The organism is Celeribacter sp., assembly GCF_048261515.1.
Classification (GTDB): Bacteria; Pseudomonadota; Alphaproteobacteria; order Rhodobacterales; family Rhodobacteraceae; genus Celeribacter.
On sequence record NZ_JBLXFZ010000001.1, the window covers coordinates 232,209 to 250,243 of the forward strand.

The window sequence follows — 18,035 nt, forward strand, 5'->3', positions numbered from 1 at the left end:
GTCTTATTCGGCGGCCAGACTGGCATGGCGGGTCAGCACGTCACGCGCGCTGTCAATGACGATGTTGAGGCCCTGACGGAAGGTCGTGTCATCGGTGGTCAGCGGGGCCAGAACCTTAACCACTTGATCCTCGTTGCCACTGGTCTCGATAATCAACCCCTTCTCGAAGGCCCGCGCGCAGATTTCGCCCGCAAGCTCACCGCTGCCAACATCAACACCCTGCATCAGACCGCGCCCCTTGAGATAGGCACCATCGACCATATCGGCCACCTGTTGCAGCGCCGTGGTCAGCACCAGCGCCTTATCGGCCAAGCTCCGCTGAAAACGGTCGTCGGCCCAGAATTTCTCAATCGCCACGCGCGCGGTGACGAAGGCGTGAGTGTTGCCACGGAAGGTGCCGTTGTGTTCGGCGGGGCCGAAGACGTCGTGTTCGGGACGCACCAGAACCAGCGCCATCGGCAGACCGAAACCCGACACGGATTTCGCCAGCGTCACGATGTCGGGGGTGATGTCCATCTCCTCGAAGGAGAAGAACGTCCCCGTGCGGCCACAGCCCGCCTGAATATCGTCCACGATCAGAAGAGCGCCGTGCTTCTTGGCGATCTTCGCAACCTTTTGTACCCATTCGGGCGAAGCGGCGTTAAGACCACCCTCCCCCTGCACGGTCTCAAACATAATCGCGGCGGGTGCATCCACGCCGCCAGAAGCGTCCGAGAGCATCTGATCAAGCAGCGCGGCAGTATCCACGCCATCGGCATAGCCATCAAACGGCAGACGCGTCACACCTTGGGTCGCCATGCCCGCACCGCCACGGTGGTAGCCATTCCCCGTCGCCGCAAGCGCACCCATGGTCACACCATGAAAGCCATTGGTAAAGGAAATGATATTGGTGCGTCCTGTGACCTTACGCGCGATCTTCATCGCCGCCTCGACGGCGTTTGCACCCGTCGGCCCCGTGAACATCACACGGTGATCCATCCCGCGCGGGGTAAGGATATGGGCGTCAAAGGCATCCAGAAAGGCGCCCTTCGCATCCGTGTGCAGGTCAAGCCCGTGGGCAATCCCGTCAGAAAGGATGTGATCGACCAAAGCCGCCTTCATATCGGGGTCGTTGTGGCCGTAGTTCAATGAGGAACAGCCCGCGAGAAAATCGATATAGCGACGCCCCGAGGCATCGGCCATCACCGATCCGCTGGCGGAAGCGAAGCTCGCGGGGATGCCACGACAGTAGGACCGCGCGGCGCTTTCACGTTTTTCATAGATAGACGGGTCTTGGATCATGTCTTTCGGCATGAGGCACTCCTTTCGGGAGAAATTCGGAGAATGGATGGGAGATCAGGCCGCGCGCGGCAGGCGGATCGCGTCCTGCGGCAAGGTGATCGTCACCATGTGTTCGGTGTCATGGGCACCGTCGAAATGCGCGTCGCGCGTGTAGTGCGGCGCATCTGTCAAATCACCACCAAGGCTGCGCGCGAAGCTGCGGAACAGCCCCCATGAGGCATCGTTGTCCTTGGTGATCGTCGTCTTCAACACCTGCGCCTCGGCGCAGGCATCGCGGTTGATCAAATGGGTCAGCATCTTGCGCGCCAGCCCAGTGCCGCGTGCGGCGGGACTCACCGCAACCTGCCAGACGAAGAATGCGTCCTCGCCCGGGATCATATGCCCCGAAATCCAGCCCATAACCGCACCGTCAAGCTCGGCCACGACGCATGTGTCGCGGAAATGCTCGGCCTGCACGAGGTTGCAATACATGGAATTTTCATCAAGCGGGTGACAGTCCCGCACGAGTTGCCAGATGTCGGCCCCGTCTGCCGCAGTTGGTTTGCGCAGGCGGGGCGTGCCTGTTCGGGGTTTACTTGTTTCCTCGGGCATATGTCATCTGGCTCCTATTTGGTTCGATAGGCTAACTATTAGACAACCGTATTGATTTCAAGTTGTTTTGCCATTTTTAAGGATTTTTTGCGTATATAGCGCACAAAACATCAACATAAATAAGGAAATCCCGCCGCAATGCGGCATCGGCTTTGCGATATTTCATTTAGTTAAACGAATTATAAATTTATCAACATACCCTCGCGCACCCTCTCCCGCCCCCGCCCCGCAACGGATCAAGTTGCAGCAGGGCGGGGTTTTGTGACAGGATCGGACGTCACAGGGGCAACAGCTCCGCCTTTCACGCATCCCTCCGCCCGCTTCGGGTGGAGCAGCCAACACGGAACGGGTCATGGATCGTCTAGACACCAGCCTCATCGCCCTGCGCCGCATTCTGCGCGCGACCGAGACCTACGAGCGCGATCTGGCGCGCGCGGCAGGGCTGACGCCTGCGCAGTTGCGGGTATTGCAACTGGTCGGCACCGATGGCTCATCAACGCCGAAAGGGCTGGCCACGAAGATGCGTGTGACACAGGCCACCGTGACAACGCTGGTGGACAAGCTGGTGAAAGCGGGTCTGGTCGAACGAGTGCCAAGCCTCACCGACCGCCGTCAAACCAATGTGGTCATCACTGAAGCCGGACGCGCCTCGCTCGTCGATGCCCCCGACGCACTACAACAGCGCTACGTCAAAGCCTTCGCGGGGCTTGCCGATTGGGAACAGGCGCAGCTTGTGGCCTCTCTGGAACGTGTCGCCGATATGCTTGATGCGCAGGACATTGACGCCTCGCCAGTTCTGGCCGTGGGCGAGTTTCACGCACCAAAACACACCCCGAAATAGGATCGAGAATGCGCACTTGAGCGCCCTGCCCGTGCAAGCCACATGCGCGTGACCGCCGCGTCACAACCGTGCGTTTTGTGGCATCCGTGCGAGGCTTGGGGTTGCCCGCGCCGCCGCCCTTGACGCAGGGTTCGGCAACATAACGGAGAACGTCCATGCATCTTTCAACCGTCTCACAACTCGTCGCGCTCGCCGTCTTTGTGGCCTTCGTCGTGCTGGCTGTCACGGTATCGCGGCTGTCAAAGCGGGTCACAGAGCTGGAGCGGATCATCGCGCGGGCGCGGGTCAAAGGCATGGACGGACCAGAGCGCGCCGCCGCGGATGACACGCTCGTAAAGGCACCTGAAGCTCCGTCCGTGTCCGATACCGACACCTCCGAGAAAGATACCGCCTCGGCAGGCTGGGTGCCGCCCGAGCGCCGCAGGGCCGACATGGCCGCCCGCGCGGAGACCTCCGAGGTCACACAGGCGCCGTCTCCGGTCGACGTACCCGCAGAGACACAGCCCCACACGCCGAACAAGAGCATCGCCTTCGGCCCCGAAGTCATCGACGGCCTCATAGCATGGCTCAAGGACAACTGGGCACTGGCTGTGGCCGCGCTCTCTTTGGCCTTGGGTGGGATTTTCATGGTGCAATACGGCGTCGAGAACGGGCTTCTGACGCCCTTCTGGCGCGTGGTCGGTGCACTTGCCCTTGGCGCAGCCTTCATCGCAGGGGGCGAGGTGATCCGACGCCGCTTTGGCGATGACAGCGACGGAGCCACGCGGCACATGCCATCGACGCTATCGGGCGCAGGGTTGATCACCCTCTTTGCCGCAGTGCTTTCGGCACGGGTGCTTTATGATCTGATCTCGCCCGAAGTGACCCTCGCCGCGCTCGTAGGCGTCAGCGCGCTGGCGATTGTGCTGGGCTGGTTCTACGGCCCCGCTCTGGCCGCGATCGGCATCGTCGGCGCCTCCGCCGCACCCTTCCTCGTGGGCGGCAATTCGGACGCCGCATGGGTGTTCTTCTACTACTTCGCCCTGATCGCCGTGACGGGACTGGCCGTGGACACGGTGAAACGTTGGGCATGGGTCTCGGCGGTGGTGCTCATCGCGACATCAGCAGCTGCCACACTGCTCTACGTGACCATCGACAGCGTGGTGCATTATCTCGCCTTCCTTGTGATCGCCTATGTGGCCAGTGCCACCATCCCCGTGCGCAGCCTCTGGCCCGACCACGACGGCGCGACAATCCTTGGCGCGCTGCGCGGGGCGTGGCACGAGACATCCTTCCCCACCCGCCTTGTCGCCGCCATGACGCTTTTCACGACAGTGATGATCGCGCTCATCGCCACCGCAAGTGCGGGCGTGGTTGAGACGTGGCTGGCGATTGCACTGCTCTTTGCCCTGCTCGGCGCGACGCTTGTATGGATGTATGGCGCGCCCGCGTTGGTCGATCTCGCCATGGTGCCCGCCGCTGGGATTGTGGTGACCCTCGCCCTCAATGGCTTCAACAGCACGCCGCTGGCACGGGCCTTTGCCACACCACCCGCGCCTGAAAGCGCGCCGCCAACAACCCTCACCCTTTTCGTGCTGCTTTCCGTGATCGCCTCCGCGCTCGCCTATTGGCGCGCGACACGGGCAGCCAGCGAAGGACCGTTGCGCGTGGTGTTCACCACGGGCGCGGCAGTCTTTGCACCGCTCGTCGTGGTGGTGGCGGAATTCCTCTGGCCCGCATCACGGGTGCTCGGAGAGATGGGTTGGGCGCTGCATGTGATGGCGGTGGCCGCGGTGATGACCTATTTCGCCGAGCGCAGTTTCCACCGTCCGGAAACCGACAACCGCGCGTTGCGCGTGGCGCTATTTGCCGTGGCTGCACTGTCGATGATCTCGCTGGCGCTCTTCATCGTGCTGACCAAGACCGCGCTCACGCTTGCTCTGGCCGTGGTGGCCTTCCTGACCGTCTGGCTCGACCGCAAGTTCAACCTCGCCTTTGTCGGGGTGTTCACGAAGCTGGCGGCGATTGTGATCGGCTTCCGTCTGATCGTCGATCCAGGCGTGCTATGGGCCAATGACGCGTCATGGGGCGCGGTCCTGCTGGCCTATGGGGGCAGCATCGGGCTTCTGGCAGGTGCATGGCATCTCTCCCGCGACCGTGACCGCACCTCGACAATGGTCACGCTGGAAAGCACGCTCTGGACCATCGCGGCGGTCTTCGCGACTGTGCTTATGTCGCGCCTCTTCCCCGCGCGCCTGACCGCCAATGCCGAAGGTGGCCTGTTGGCCACCGTCTGGATCGCCTCGTCCCTCAACCAACTCTATCGCCTGAAGGCGGGAGGGCGGTTGATGCGCATCTTGCGGATCGTATTGGCGGTCGGCTACGGGCTGGTCGGTCTTGTTCTCGCGGTGGTGGCTTTGATCGTGTTCCATCCCATCTTCGGCATCGCCCGCCCCATCCAAGGACCGCTGATCGTCGACACGCTGGCACTGGCCTATCTGCCCTGCGCGGCAGTTCTTGCCGTTGGCGCGTGGAAGCTAAACCACATGCCGCGTTGGATACGGATCACGCTGGTGGCGCTGGCGGCTCTGTGCACGGGCAACTATGTCGCGCTGGAAATCCGCCGCTTCTGGCATGGGCGCGACCTGTCAGGCAGCGGCGTGTTCGCGGGCGAGCTTTACAGCTACACGATTGCCATGCTGCTGATCTCCGTCGCGCTGCTCGTCTTTGCCTTCGCGCGCCGCTCCACGGTGTTGCGCAAACTGGCGATGGCAGGTGTGGCGCTGACGATTGCCAAGGTGTTCCTGATCGACATCTCGGGCCTTGCCGGGCTGATCCGCGTGGCCTCCTTCGTGGGCCTCGGCCTCGCACTGGCGGGGCTGGCGTGGCTCAACCGCACGATGACCGCGCAATGGGAACGGCCCGAAGCGGAGAGCGCGGAGGACTAGAACCGCGCCGCAGCAGACCTGCCCTGAAGACAAGAGAACGGCACGCCCGCAACCGCGCGCGAGCCGTTTCCTTTGCGTCGAATGCTTGAAGGGCCCGCCCTACCCCAGACGCGAACGCGTCCACGGTTCGGCACCCTTGGTGTCGACATAGGTGCAATAGACGGAGGTGGTCGCGGTGATGAAGAGCCGATGCCCGTCTGCCCCGCCAAAGCACAGGTTGGCCACTGTTTCAGGCACAAGGATCTTGCCCAGAAGCGTGCCATCGGGCGTGAAGCAATGCACACCGTCGCCCGCAGAGGACCACAGGTTACCCTGCGTATCGACGCGCATCCCGTCAGGCAGGCCGCAATCGAGCGTGGCAAAAACGCCCCTGTCGATGAGCCGCGCGCCATCCACGTCGAACTGGCGGATCACGGGCGGCACGCTGTCGTCATGGCTCGACCCGCTCTCGGCGATATAGAGCCGCGTCTCGTCGGGTGAGAAGACCAGACCGTTGGGCTGCACAAAGTCGGAGACCACCGCCCGCAACTCGCCACTGACGGGATCGAGGCGGAAGACATGGTTGGCCGATTGCTCGCGCTCGGCGCGGAAACCTTCGAAGTTGGACAGGATGCCGTAGGTTGGATCGGTGAACCAGACCGCGCCATCGCTACTGACCACCACGTCATTCGGCGAATTGAGACGCTTTCCCTCGTAACTGTTGGCCAGCACCGTAAGCGACCCGTCGATCTCGGTGCGCACCACGTCTCGGGCGCCGTGGCGACAGCCGACAAGACGGCCCTGCGGATCGCGTGTGTTGCCGTTGTTGAACTGCGACCCCTCGCGGAAGACAGACACGCCGTCCCGCGCACTCCAACGCATCACGCGCTGTGACGGGATGTCCGAGAACAACAGGCAACCGTGATCCCCGATCCAGACGGGGCCTTCGGTCCATGTGAACCCCGTGGCGATCTGTTCGAGTTGCCCCATCGGGTGCACAAGGTCCGCGAAGCGTTCGTCGCGCATATCGAGAAAGGGTGGAAGAGTTATCATGCGCGTATCCTCCGCGTGCTGGCTGCAATCACGATCCCGATGATGATCATGCCTGTAAGCATCATCCGCACCCCTGCTCCCAGCCCGTAGGAATTGAGCATGGAAACGACGAGGAACATGAACAGGGAGGCGCCCCAGACGCCGGGCACATTGGACATGCCCCCCGCGATAGAGGTGCCGCCGATGACCACAACGGCGATTGAGGTGAGCAGGTATTCGCTGCCCATGTTAAGCGCCGCACCGCCCGAGAAGCTGGCCAGAAGATAGCCTGCGACCGAAGCGAAAACGGCGACCGAGATATAGGTGGTGGCGCGGACAAGCTCGACGGGGATGCCCGCCAGACGCGCCGCGCGCAGGTTTTGCCCCGAGGCAAGAAGCCACCGTCCGAAGGTCGAACGCTCCAGCACGACCCACACGAGGATCGAGAGAGCAAGTCCCACCAGTGCGACATTGGGAATGCCCGCCGTGCGGCCCGTGGCAAATTCGGCCAGTTCCACGGGCGGTTTGATCCGCAAGCCGCGGTTGGACCAGATCGCGATAGATTGGTAGACCAACGAGGCGGCAAGCGTGGCAATAATAGGTGGCAGACGCAGCAAGTAGATCAGCGCGTAATTCGCCCCGCCCGTGCCAAGGCCCACGCCGAGAGCGACGAGCAAACCCAAGGGGGCGGTGCCCGCCTCCGACCCCATCACCTTGAGCGCCAGCGTGCCCGCCAGCGTCATGGTCGCTGGGATCGAGAGGTCCACATTGCCTGGCCCGAGGGTGATAACGAGCATCTGGCCCAGCCCTACGATGGCGGCGAAAGCCCCGAAGGACAGCGCTGCATAGGCCAGTTCGCCCGCCCCGCGTCCCTGCGTCAGCAACATGACCATCAGAAAGGCCGCTGCGGCTGCAAGCCATGACCAGATCCACGCCTTCGAGGTGAGTGCTTTGAGTGCGTTCATTATGACACCCCCCTATCGCTGCGGGTGAAAATCAGGCGCGCTGTCAGCACCAGAATGAGGATCGCGCCCTGTGCGCCGATCTGCCAGTCGGGGCTGAGGCGCATGAAGGAGAGGAAGGACGAGGCCAGTGCCAGCGTCAGCGCGCCGATGACCGCACCAAAGGCCGAGACCCGCCCGCCGACGAACTCGCCGCCGCCAAGGATCACGCCCGCAATCGACAGAAGCGTGTAGCGCAGCGCGATATTGGCATCTGCCGAAGTGGTCAGACCGACCAGCGCCACGCCTGCCAACACGCCGAAGAACCCCGCGAAAGCATAGGCCAGCGCCTTGAGCTTGATCATCGACCAGCCCGCGCGGCTTACGGAGGCGGCATTGCCCCCCACTCCGCGCAGGACCGTGCCGATCCCTGAACGCATGATCAACAGGTGCGACACCGTGGCGATCAACAGGGCGGCAACAACCGCCATGGGCACCAATGGCGGTTTGACCGTCATCAGGCTGCGTATCCACGCTGGAGCCGCCCCGCCAGGCGAAGGGAGGATCATCACGGCGAGGCCGCCCCAGACAAAGGACATGCCCAACGTCACGACAATCGCGGGCAGGTCAAAACGATAGATAAGCGCCCCCATGCCTGCGTAGGCGGCAATCAGGAGCGCAAGAACGGCAAAGCCGAGCACGGGGCTGTCGTTGAGAATTGTCGCGGTGACACAGGCCACGAGGCTGACAAAGGCACCAAGCGACAGATCGATATCGTTGACCATGATGATCATCATCTGCGCCACGGTGGCCAGTGCAATCGGCACCGCGAGGTTGAACAGCAAGTTGATCCCGAAATAGCTCATCGCGCGCGGCTGCATGTAGAATGTCGCAGCCAGAAGCACGGCGAGCGACACCACGGGCAGAAGGATACGATGACGGGCGAAAAGCGCGATCATGCGGTGGCCTCCTGCATCTCGAAGGAGGCTTTGAGGATGTTTTCCTCGGTGATATCGCCACCCGTCAGTTCCGCCGAAATTTCACCGTTGCGGAAGACGAAGACGCGGTCGCATTGGCAGACCTCTTCGGTCTCGGTGGAATACCACAGGAAGGTGCGGCCCGAGGCCGCCTCTGTTCGGATCATGTCATAGACGTCCTGTTTCGTGCCCACATCGACACCGCGCATGGGGTCGTCCATCACCACGATGGGTGCGGTCGAGGCCAGCGCACGTGCAAAGAGCACCTTTTGTTGGTTGCCGCCCGACAGCGACAGAATGCCGTTGTCGAGGTCATCGGTGCGGATACCGATCCGCGTTTTCCAATCAGCGGCAATGTGCGCCTCCGCGTCACGGTCCACGATGCCGCGTCTGGAGACCTCCGACAGGATGGATACGGTGGTGTTGCGCAGGATGCTCCACAGCGGCAACACCCCGTCGCGCCCACGGTCGCCCGCGACAAAAACGATGTCGGAGCCCTTGCCCGTGCGCCAATCAGACGTGCGATCAAAATAGATGCGGGCGAGTGCTTCGGCCTGCCCGTGACCCGCGAGCCCTGCAAGCCCAATGACCTCGCCGCGCCGCGCGTTGAGACCCATTTCCGTTTCCAGAACGATCTCCCCGAAGTCGCGCGCTTGCGCGGGTGCGTCGCTGTCGGCACCTTCGGCGGCAACATGGCCCATCTCGTCAACAAGTCCTTCGCGGGTGAAGTCCTTGGTGGGGCGGTCGGCGACGATCTTCCCGTCTTTCATGACGACAATCGAGGTCGCCACATCGAAGATTTCGCCAAGCATGTGGGAGATGAAGATCACCGCCCCGCCCTCGGCGCAGAAGCGGCGGATATGGGCGAGCAGCTGGTTGGCGATCCCTGCGTCGAGCGAGGATGTCGGCTCGTCAAGAATGACAAGACGCGCATCACCGCCGCGCGGGGCGAACCCGATGGCGATCTCGACCATCTGGCGCTCGGCGATGGTGAGGCGATCTACGGTAATGTCGGCGTCGATCCCGTGATCGGGGAACACGCGGTCGAGGCTCTCGGTGATCTCCGCCCGCGCCTGCGCCCGCCAGTTGAACGCACGCAGGTTGTTGTGGGAAATCCGCAGGTTCTCGGCCACCGTCAGATTGGGACAGAGCGAAAGTTCCTGAAACACAGACCGCACGCCCGCATCCAACGCGCGTGCAGCGCCCGATGCAGGAAATGTCACGCTGCCACCCGTGGGCGACAGACCGCCGTTCACGAGATTGACCAACGTCGATTTGCCCGCGCCGTTGTGGCCGACAAGACCGATACATTCGCCGGGGGTGATGGAAAGGCTCACACCGTCAAGCGCCCTGACCGGGCCGAAATGTTTTTCGGCATCGGTCAGGGCAACGATCGGTGTGCCGTCGTGCGTGGCACCGGTCATGTGGATTACATAGCTCCTGCGATGACGCCCTTGGCGTCGTCGAGGCTGTAATCGGTGGTCGCAACGGAGCCCTCAGGCGTCGCGTCGAGGGTCTCGTCGAGTGTGTCCTGCGTCACTTTCAGGAAGGGCACGGAGAGATCTTTCGGTACATCGGCACCGTCAAGGATCTGTTGCGCAACCCAGAAGGCGAGCGAGGCAACACCAGGAGCGATAGAGAGCGAGAGCGTCTCGTAGCCGTTTTCCTCATGCTGTTCTGCCCACCATGCCATTTCGTCCTGACGGTTGCCCAGAACGATCAGCGGGGTATCACGGCCAGCGGCCTTGAACGCCTGCGCGGCACCGTAGCCGTCACCGCCCTGCGTCACGACGCCAACCACTTCGGGCAGCGATGGCAGGATGCCCGCAACGGCCTTTTGTGCCACGTCTTGCGCCCAGTCACCGTGGACGGAGCCGACGATCTCGAACTGCGGGAACTCCTCGACACCTTGGTGGATGCCTGCGGAAATCTCGTCATCGACGAAGACACCTGCAAGGCCGCGGATTTCCAAAAGGTTGCCGCCATCGGGGATGCGGCTTGCCAGATATTCAACCTGAAGGCGGCCCATTTCCTGAAAGTCCACCGCAATACGCCATGCACAGGGCTCGGTTACGATGCCGTCGAAGGAGACGACAGTCACACCCGCATCACAGGCTTCCTTGATCGCGCCATTGAGCGCGGTCGGGGAGGCTGCGTTGACGACGATGGCGTCATAGCCTTGCAAGATCATGTTCTGGATCTGCGCCGCCTGTTCGGTGGCTTGGTTTTCGGAAGTGGTGAAGGCATCGGCGGCGGCGACAACGCCATCGGAAACAGCGGCTCCGCCCACATCTTCCCACGATTGCAACATGGCCTGACGCCACGAGTTGCCTGCGTAGTTATTGGACAGGGCAATGCGTGCGTTCGACGTATCGGCCTGCACGGTTGTGGTGGCCATGGCAATGGCGGCCGCGCTGAGCAGCAGTGATTTCATAGTATTTCCTCCCATTTGTGCGCCTGCATGAAGCAGACGCTATGCGGCACCGCCGCTCCTCTGCGGCAAAGCCTCCGTCAAGGTCCATTGCATCGCTCCTCCTGTAAAGCAGGCGATCCGCAAAGATGTTGCGGGTTCCCGCAAGTGCTGTGCGCGGATCACCATTTGCGCAGCGACATGCACGCGATACACTCCCTCAGGGGCGCTTGCATGGCGTCAGGGAGAACCAACATGGCAACGCTTGCACAGACGTCGACACCCGACGCGCATCAACGCGACATCTTCTTGCGGATATCCGCACATCTGGCGCATGAAACGGGCATCCAGTCGGCGTTGAATGCGGTTGCGCGCGAGGTGGCCGAGGTCTTGCCACACACGCATTTCGACATCTGTCTGCTCGACGGACCCGGCTGGTGCGTGTCCTACGAGGTGGGAATCACAACCCGCTGGTCACGTCGACGCACACGGACCGAAGTCTCCCCCGTGCGCGACATCCTGACAGGCAAGGTCTCCAACATGATCTGTACCAATGCGATGGAAGACCCGCGCCAGACCTTCGAGGGCGCACGCAGCGAGCCGATCTTCAACCACCGCCTGCGCTCGCGCGTCCATGTGAGTATGCGCGTCATGGGCCAGTTGATCGGCACGCTCAACATTTCACACAACGAAGAGGGTCTTTTCGACGACGCCTCCCTACAGCTTACCGAACATCTCGGCGACCTGCTCGCCCCCTATTTCCACGCCCTGCGTCTGATCGAGAAGGCACAGCGCGATGCGATGGAACGCGCCGAAGTGCAATCGCGCGAAGAGGGTCTGCGCCACGGAGCCTCGCGTCTTGCGCAAGCGTTCGAACAGGAGCGCCAGCGCATTGGCATGGACCTGCACGATCAGACGCTGGCCGATCTCACCCGCCTGCTGCGCGAGGTTAAAGACGAGAGCGCACCGCTCGACCGATACGCGATTGCCTCCAACCTCACCCGCTGCATCGGTGATCTGCGCGCGACGATCGAAGAGGCCGTGCCCTCGCAACTGGAGCTTTTCGGTTTCGCCCACGCGATTTCCGAGCATCTTGAAAAGAGCGCCGCTCGCGTGGAGGGGTTGACGGTGTCCCTGCGCGACGAGGCCGATGAGGCCATCGACGAGATCGACCCGATGGTGCGCACAGCCGTCTTCCGCATCACGCAGGAGGCTATTAACAACGCCATGCACCACGCCAACGCCACCCATATCGACGTCACAATCGACCGCGCGCGCAGCGGCGGATTGCGCGTACGGGTGCGCGACAACGGACGCGGTATCTCGCTGGCACCGACAGACCGCAAATCGGGCCTGCTCCACATGGAAACACGCGCGCGTTTGATCCTTGCGCGGCTCGACATAGAAAACCTTGGCGGGACCTGCGTCACCCTCACCCTGCCCCATGATGTGAAAGGCGCACGCCCATGAAGATGCTCGTGGTCGAGGACGACCAATTCCACGCCCATTTCATGCTCGACGCCGTGGCCGAGGCGCTGCCCGAGGTGACGGAGATCATCCATATGGCCGATGGCGCGGCGGGCGCGGAGGAAGCCTGTTCGGGCAAATACCGCGCCGTGGTGATGGACCTGCAAATGCCCTCGCGCAACGGCGTTGAGGCGGCGCGCGCGATCTGGAGCCAGCATCCCGCGACGCGTATCCTGTTTTGGACCAACTACGCCGATGAAGCCTATCTGCGCGGCATTTCCAAAATCGTGCCCGAGGACAGCGCCTATGGCTATCTGCTCAAAACGGCGACGACATCGCGGCTGCATCTGGCGCTGCGCGCCGTGCTGATCGAGGGGCAGATCATGGTGGACCGCGAGGTGCACCGTTTCCAGCAACGCGCCTCCACCCCGCGCGAAACCCTCACTGACAGCGAATATAACGTCCTCGTCGATCTCGCGCTTGGCATCACTGACAAGGCCATAGCGGAGCGCCGCGCCATGTCGCTGCGCTCGGTGCAAAACCGCCTTGTCTCCCTCTACCAGAAACTCGGCGTCGAAGAAGACGATGGCGGCACGATCAACAAACGCACCCGCGCCATCCACCGCGCCCTTATCACCCGCACTCTGAACGTGGAAACGCTGGTCTCGGAAGGGACCGCGCTGGAAGCGTGGTATCGCACACAACCCTCCCCCGCCAAACGCCCCACGCGCCAGACAGGGTAAGCCAGACAAGACAAACGAGGCGAAGCCGCTATTCCAAAGCCGATGAGCCAATATTCTTGCGTAGCTTTGTCATCGGCTCCCTTGGTTCAAAAGCAATGCCATCCGCGCAAGCAAAACGGGGCAGGTTTTATCCCTGCCCCGTCATTCCTCACAACCAGTCCGCTCAGTCAGCCCTCAAGATTGAGCCACGCAACCTCTTCAGCGCTCAGCTCAAACGAGAAGGCAGGCAGCGTCGAGACCAACTCACCTGGGCTTCGTGGCCCGATCAGTGCAAGCGACGGGAAGCTCTGCGCCAGCACCCATGCGGTTGCGATGTTGTGACGCGAGACGCCGTAGGTCTTGGCCAATTGCCCTGCCCGCTTGCGCCGCTCGTCATTCGCCGCCGAGCCGAAGCACAGATCAGGCGCGGTATCAGCCGACAACCGTCCGCGCAGAGCCGCGTCGAGGAAGAAGCCGCGCGCCTGACTGGACCAACTCATGTGCATGGTGTTCGTGCGCCGCAGCCACGAAAGCGTCTCGGGCGTATTCGAGGTGATGCAGCCGTCCCAGACAGGTTTCTCCATCACGGCAAGCGATAGGTTATTGTTGAGGATACGCGGCGGCTCCAGACCGTTTTTCTCCGCGTATTCAACCGCTTCCTCGAAACGCGCGACCGACCAGTTCGATCCGCCCCACATGCCGATCCGCCCCGCCTCGCGCAGCCGTGCAATAGCATCGACGAACTCGCCCACGGGCACATCCGGGTTGTCGCGGTGCATGATGTAGATCGCGGCGCGATCCAGACCGAGGCGCTCCAGCGAAATGTCGAGCTGCGCGCCGATGGCCTGCGGGAAGCAATAGGGCGTATGCGCGCCCTTGACGATCACGTTGATGTCGTCCGCCGCGCCACGCGCACCGATCCATTCGCCAAGCACCGCCTCATGACGACCACCGCCGTAGACAAAGCCCGTGTCGAATGTCGTGCCGCCCGCCTCAACAAAGGCGTCCCACATGATCGCGCCTTCCCCGAGAGTGTTGCGGTTGTCGCAACCAAGCACGAGGTCGGAGACGGGGTTTGCGACCCCTTCGACCACCCGCGTTTTCATCGCGGCACGATCCGCAGGCAGAACGCCTGATAGGCGGCGGATGGTGGCGGGCGTTTCACCGATCACGCGATAGCCCAGTTCCGCGCGCCATGCGTCGAGAACGGTGGCGTTGCCGATCGAGCCTTTCGGCGTCATGGCAGGATAGGCGCAGCCCTTGTCGCCCGCCAGAATGGCGCGGCTCGCGGCCTCCGCCTCATAGGCAAAGAGCATCTTTTCGGCAGCAATCTCCTCGGTGCGGGTCTCGCCGTTGGTCGTGATCTCGATCACCGTGTCCGACGGGCCTTCCTCGCGCCCTGGCACCCAAGGGTTGCTCAGGACCATCGTGCCCTTCTCGCCCGTCACCTCAATGCGCTGGCCAAGGTCTTCGGCCACCGCGCAGGCCACTTCGGCGCTCACACCTGTATCGAAAGACAACAGAGCGCGGGCCACCTCGTCGACGCCGCTTTTCCCAATTCGACCGACACCTTTGATCTCAACAGGGTCAGCCATAACACCCGCCGCGCTTCCCGCGAAAAGACGGGCCGCCGAGACGGAATAGCCGCCCACGTCGAGGATACCTCCACCCGCGAGATCGTGGCTGTATAGGCGGCTTTCGGGATTGAAGCCTGCCGCGAACCCGAAGGTCGCACGGACATGGCGCAGCGCACCCAACTCACCGCTTTTGACGATCTCGACGGCCCGCGCGATCTGCGGGTGATGGAGATACATATAGGCCTCCATGAAGAAGACCCCCTCCTGCTCCGCCGCTTCGACAAGGGCGGTGACTTCGGCGGCATTGAGGCCTGCAGGCTTTTCGACTGAGACATGCTTTCCTGCACGAATCACGTCGAGCGCCTGTTGGGCGTGGAACGGATGCGGCGTGGCGATGTGGATCGCGTCGATTTTCGGATCGGCACATAGGTCGGCATAGGAGCCATGAACCACCACGTCGCCGTCGCCAAATTCCTCCGCAAAAGCCTTGCCCCGCTCGGCAGAACGGCTGGCCACGGCGGCCAGACGACCGCTTTCACTCTCGGCGAGACCTTTCGCGAAATTGCGGGCGATGCTGCCCGGCCCAATGATGCCCCAGTTTACGATGCTCATGCGATGTCCTCCCCCGCGTGTTTCGCTGAAACATTGTCACCGCCCTTGAGGCGGGTCAACGCGGAAGTAAATTTTTACTGAATTTTTTTGCGCAATCGCCGCAATTTACCTCCGAATACCGTCACCAAAATCCGATGACCGTTGCGCAAGCCCCGCTTTTCGTGCCATGACATTGGACCATGACAGACGCGACACCAAAGCCCCGCGCGCGCCGCTCGGGCGTTACGCTCAAGCAGATAGCAGACCGCACAGGCGTCTCCGCGACAACAATTTCGCGTGTGCTGAATTTCGATTCCAGCCTGTCTATCGGCGACGAAACACGCCAGAAAATCATAGAAACAGCGGAAGCTCTTAACTATGAACCACCGCGTCGCCGCAAGAGACTTGCACTCAAAGAGGACGAGCGAAAGATCTCGTTGTTCCATTTCCTGCGCCCCGATCAGGAGCTGGTCGACCCCTACTACATCGCCATGCGCATCGGGATCGAGACCAAGTGCCGCGCGGTCGGGCTGGACCAAGTAAAATTTTACTCTGGTGACGCGCTCGACAACCTGCATTCCTTGGGCAATTTGGGCGGCTGCATTGCCATCGGGCACCATTCCGAGATGGAAATCGACAAACTGCGCAAGGCTGCGCGCCACCTCGTCATCGCGGACCACATGCCGCTTGAGGATGATGTGGATGCCGTTGTCTGCGACCGCGCGGCGGCGATGCGAAAACTGCTGCGCGCACTTGACGCGGCGGGTTACACGCGGATCGCTTTTGCGGGTTGGTCGAACAAGGTGGGGAACGTCGATCCCTATGACAGAACTCCCGAATTTCGCCATGGCGCCTACCTGCAATGGATGGAAGAGCGCGAACGCTACGACCCCGACCTGGTCAAAATCGGCGTCAACACCGAGCAAAGCGGCCACGAATTAACACTTGACTTACTGAAGCTTAACCAGAAACCCGACGTGATTGTGACAGCCAATGACAACATGGCTATTGGCGCCTATCGCGCGATTTCGGAAGCGGGCCTATCGGTGCCCGAGGATATTTCTGTGGCCAGCTTCAACGACATCTCTGCCGCGCAGTTCATGAACCCGCCCCTGACGACCGTGCGCCTTCCTGCCGAGCGAATCGGGGAAAATGCGGTCGAGCTTCTGGTGGAACGGATGGCGGGACGCCAACTCGCCAAGCGCATCAGCCTCGAAAGCAAAATCGTCTGGCGCGGAAGCACCCGCACTCCCGAGACCGATTAATCCCGCCAAACCTCAATGATTAAAGGCCATTTCAGTGGTCTGTGTCGGTGTCCGCGCATTTGTGAGGTAAATTTTTACTAAATCTGTTGCGGCGGCAAATTTTCTTCCCTAACGTTTCCCCATGCCACAATGCTGGCTAAACAGGGAGGAAAATTATGACCTACAAGACCGCACACTTGCTCCGGTCCACCGCCATGGGCGTGGCCACGGGACTTTTGGGGCTCACCGCCACCGCCGCTATGGCCGAGGACGTTACCCTCTGGGCGTGGGATCCGAATTTCAACGGCGCCTCAATGGAAAAAGCCGCCGAAATCTACAAAGCCGACCACCCCGACTTCAACCTCGTCTACGAAGAGTTTGCCCGCGCGGAGGTTGAGCAGAAACTGCAAACCCAACTCGCCGCAGGCACCACCGAGGGCCTGCCCGACATCGTTCTGATTGAGGATTACTCGGCGCAGAAATTCCTTCTGTCCTTCCCTGGCGCGTTCGAGCCGATGACCGACACCATCGACCACAGCCGTTTCGCCGACTACAAGGTCGCGTTGGCCACCGTCGGTGACGAAGTTTACTCGATGCCCTTCGACTCGGGTGTCACGGGCTGGTTCTACCGCTCCGACATTCTTTCCGAGGCGGGCTATAGCGCCGAAGATCTCGAAAACATCACATGGGACCGCTTCATCGAGATCAGTCAGGACGTCCACGACAAGACTGGGATGCCGATGCTCTCGCTCGACATCAACGATCCGGGTCTCTTCGTGGTGCTGCTGCAATCGACGGGTGGCTGGTTCTTTGACGAGAACGGCGATCTCGACATCGTGGGCAACGAGAAATTCAAGGCCGCGCTTGCAGACTACACCGAGCTTTTGCAGGCCAAGGATATCTACAAGTCCGTCAACAGCTGGCCAGAGTACACGGGCGCCTTCACGGGCGGTGACGTGGCGGCCGCGATCACAGGTGTGTGGATCACTGGCACGATCAAGGCAGCCGATATGTCCGGCAAATGGGCGGTTGCCCCCACCCCGCGCGTCGATGGCGTCGAGGGTGCTGTGAACGCCTCCAACCTTGGCGGATCGAGCTGGTATGTGCTGTCCTCCTCGGACAACATGGAAACGACCAAGTCCTTCCTCAACGACGTCTGGGCCAACAACGTCGATTTCTATCAGGATATTCTGGTCGATCAGGGCGCTGTCGGTTCACTGCTTGATGCACGTACAGGCGACGCCTACCAAGTCGAAGATCCCTACTTCAACGGCCAGCAGGTCTGGCAGGACTTCGCACAATGGCTCGGTGAAATTCCGGGTGTCGACTACGGCATCTTCACCTACGAAGTGCGCTCGGCAATCGCCACGCAACTGCCCGCGCTTGCGGATGGTGCGGACCTCGACGAGGCGATCGCGAAAATCGAAGCCGAAGCTCGCGTTCTCACGCAATAAC

14 protein-coding genes are annotated in these 18,035 nt (G+C 61.9%); 6 read left to right on the forward strand and 8 right to left on the reverse strand.

The features are described from left to right. Positions 1-3 precede the first annotated feature (3 nt). On the reverse strand, positions 4-1,293 hold the full coding sequence (ectB, locus tag ACN0SC_RS01150; protein WP_417247829.1) for a diaminobutyrate--2-oxoglutarate transaminase: 1,290 nt from the start codon (positions 1,291-1,293) through the stop codon (positions 4-6). A gap of 42 nt (positions 1,294-1,335) precedes the next feature. Continuing rightward, complete coding sequence (ectA, locus tag ACN0SC_RS01155; protein WP_417247830.1) at positions 1,336-1,872, reverse strand: diaminobutyrate acetyltransferase; 537 nt, start codon at positions 1,870-1,872, stop codon at positions 1,336-1,338. Between the two features lie 352 nt (positions 1,873-2,224). On the opposite strand from ectA, the gene ACN0SC_RS01160 reads away from it, so the two are divergent. After that, the gene (locus tag ACN0SC_RS01160; RefSeq protein ID WP_417247831.1) at positions 2,225-2,713 is read left to right on the forward strand and encodes a MarR family winged helix-turn-helix transcriptional regulator; all 489 of its coding nucleotides are present in this window, start codon (positions 2,225-2,227) and stop codon (positions 2,711-2,713) included. Between the two features lie 155 nt (positions 2,714-2,868). Beyond that, on the forward strand, positions 2,869-5,640 hold the full coding sequence (locus tag ACN0SC_RS01165) for a DUF2339 domain-containing protein (protein ID WP_417247832.1): 2,772 nt from the start codon (positions 2,869-2,871) through the stop codon (positions 5,638-5,640). A gap of 99 nt (positions 5,641-5,739) precedes the next feature. Here the strand turns inward: ACN0SC_RS01165 and ACN0SC_RS01170 are convergent, their stop codons facing one another. The 5 genes from ACN0SC_RS01170 to ACN0SC_RS01190 are packed head-to-tail and all read right to left on the reverse strand — an operon-like array spanning position 5,740 to position 11,003. Continuing rightward, complete coding sequence (locus ACN0SC_RS01170) at positions 5,740-6,672, reverse strand: SMP-30/gluconolactonase/LRE family protein (protein WP_417247833.1); 933 nt, start codon at positions 6,670-6,672, stop codon at positions 5,740-5,742. Continuing rightward, a complete protein-coding gene (locus ACN0SC_RS01175; RefSeq protein WP_417247834.1) occupies positions 6,669-7,616 on the reverse strand; it encodes an ABC transporter permease in 948 nt (315 codons plus the stop codon). The genes ACN0SC_RS01170 and ACN0SC_RS01175 overlap by 4 nt, the downstream gene beginning before the upstream one ends. Next, positions 7,616-8,551 carry an ABC transporter permease gene (locus ACN0SC_RS01180; protein ID WP_417247835.1) on the reverse strand — a complete coding sequence of 312 codons (936 nt, stop codon included), beginning with the start codon at positions 8,549-8,551 and terminating at the stop codon, positions 7,616-7,618. Before ACN0SC_RS01180 ends, ACN0SC_RS01175 begins: the two co-directional genes overlap by 1 nt. Continuing rightward, positions 8,548-9,993 (reverse strand): sugar ABC transporter ATP-binding protein, encoded by a 1,446-nt coding sequence (locus ACN0SC_RS01185; RefSeq protein ID WP_417247836.1) that lies wholly within the window; start codon positions 9,991-9,993, stop codon positions 8,548-8,550. The genes ACN0SC_RS01180 and ACN0SC_RS01185 overlap by 4 nt, the downstream gene beginning before the upstream one ends. Before the next feature lie 5 nt (positions 9,994-9,998). Beyond that, positions 9,999-11,003: an ABC transporter substrate-binding protein gene (locus tag ACN0SC_RS01190; protein WP_417247837.1), complete on the reverse strand. Its 1,005-nt coding sequence runs from the start codon at positions 11,001-11,003 to the stop codon at positions 9,999-10,001. 231 nt (positions 11,004-11,234) lie between these two features. Here ACN0SC_RS01190 and ACN0SC_RS01195 point away from each other — a divergent pair, with 231 nt between their 5' ends. Together ACN0SC_RS01195 and ACN0SC_RS01200 are read left to right on the forward strand one after the other, a co-directional pair. Continuing rightward, on the forward strand, positions 11,235-12,449 hold the full coding sequence (locus tag ACN0SC_RS01195) for a GAF domain-containing sensor histidine kinase (protein ID WP_417247838.1): 1,215 nt from the start codon (positions 11,235-11,237) through the stop codon (positions 12,447-12,449). Then, the gene (locus ACN0SC_RS01200; protein ID WP_417247839.1) at positions 12,446-13,189 is read left to right on the forward strand and encodes a response regulator; all 744 of its coding nucleotides are present in this window, start codon (positions 12,446-12,448) and stop codon (positions 13,187-13,189) included. Before ACN0SC_RS01195 ends, ACN0SC_RS01200 begins: the two co-directional genes overlap by 4 nt. Positions 13,190-13,356: 167 nt before the next feature. On the opposite strand, the gene ACN0SC_RS01205 is transcribed toward ACN0SC_RS01200, so the two are convergent. Further along, complete coding sequence (locus ACN0SC_RS01205; protein WP_417247840.1) at positions 13,357-15,357, reverse strand: aldo/keto reductase; 2,001 nt, start codon at positions 15,355-15,357, stop codon at positions 13,357-13,359. Positions 15,358-15,536: 179 nt separating this feature from the next. On the opposite strand from ACN0SC_RS01205, the gene ACN0SC_RS01210 reads away from it, so the two are divergent. After that, positions 15,537-16,601 (forward strand): LacI family DNA-binding transcriptional regulator, encoded by a 1,065-nt coding sequence (locus ACN0SC_RS01210; RefSeq protein ID WP_417247841.1) that lies wholly within the window; start codon positions 15,537-15,539, stop codon positions 16,599-16,601. 155 nt (positions 16,602-16,756) lie between these two features. Further along, positions 16,757-18,034 (forward strand): ABC transporter substrate-binding protein, encoded by a 1,278-nt coding sequence (locus ACN0SC_RS01215; RefSeq protein WP_417247842.1) that lies wholly within the window; start codon positions 16,757-16,759, stop codon positions 18,032-18,034. The last annotated feature ends 1 nt before the right edge of the window (position 18,035 follow it).

Bases quoted from the DNA above. Each gene is read 5' to 3' on its own strand.
- ACN0SC_RS01190 (WP_417247837.1), bottom strand. From the start codon at position 11,003: ATGAAATCACTGCTGCTCAGCGCGGCCGCCATTGCCATGGCCACCACA.
- ACN0SC_RS01210 (WP_417247841.1), top strand. From the start codon at position 15,537: ATGACAGACGCGACACCAAAGCCCCGCGCGCGCCGCTCGGGCGTTACG.
- ectB (WP_417247829.1), bottom strand. From the start codon at position 1,293: ATGCCGAAAGACATGATCCAAGACCCGTCTATCTATGAAAAACGTGAA.
- ectA (WP_417247830.1), bottom strand. From the start codon at position 1,872: ATGCCCGAGGAAACAAGTAAACCCCGAACAGGCACGCCCCGCCTGCGC.
- ACN0SC_RS01165 (WP_417247832.1), top strand. From the start codon at position 2,869: ATGCATCTTTCAACCGTCTCACAACTCGTCGCGCTCGCCGTCTTTGTG.
- ACN0SC_RS01185 (WP_417247836.1), bottom strand. From the start codon at position 9,993: ATGACCGGTGCCACGCACGACGGCACACCGATCGTTGCCCTGACCGAT.
- ACN0SC_RS01205 (WP_417247840.1), bottom strand. From the start codon at position 15,357: ATGAGCATCGTAAACTGGGGCATCATTGGGCCGGGCAGCATCGCCCGC.
- ACN0SC_RS01215 (WP_417247842.1), top strand. From the start codon at position 16,757: ATGACCTACAAGACCGCACACTTGCTCCGGTCCACCGCCATGGGCGTG.
- ACN0SC_RS01170 (WP_417247833.1), bottom strand. From the start codon at position 6,672: ATGATAACTCTTCCACCCTTTCTCGATATGCGCGACGAACGCTTCGCG.
- ACN0SC_RS01160 (WP_417247831.1), top strand. From the start codon at position 2,225: ATGGATCGTCTAGACACCAGCCTCATCGCCCTGCGCCGCATTCTGCGC.
- ACN0SC_RS01175 (WP_417247834.1), bottom strand. From the start codon at position 7,616: ATGAACGCACTCAAAGCACTCACCTCGAAGGCGTGGATCTGGTCATGG.
- ACN0SC_RS01180 (WP_417247835.1), bottom strand. From the start codon at position 8,551: ATGATCGCGCTTTTCGCCCGTCATCGTATCCTTCTGCCCGTGGTGTCG.
- ACN0SC_RS01200 (WP_417247839.1), top strand. From the start codon at position 12,446: ATGAAGATGCTCGTGGTCGAGGACGACCAATTCCACGCCCATTTCATG.
- ACN0SC_RS01195 (WP_417247838.1), top strand. From the start codon at position 11,235: ATGGCAACGCTTGCACAGACGTCGACACCCGACGCGCATCAACGCGAC.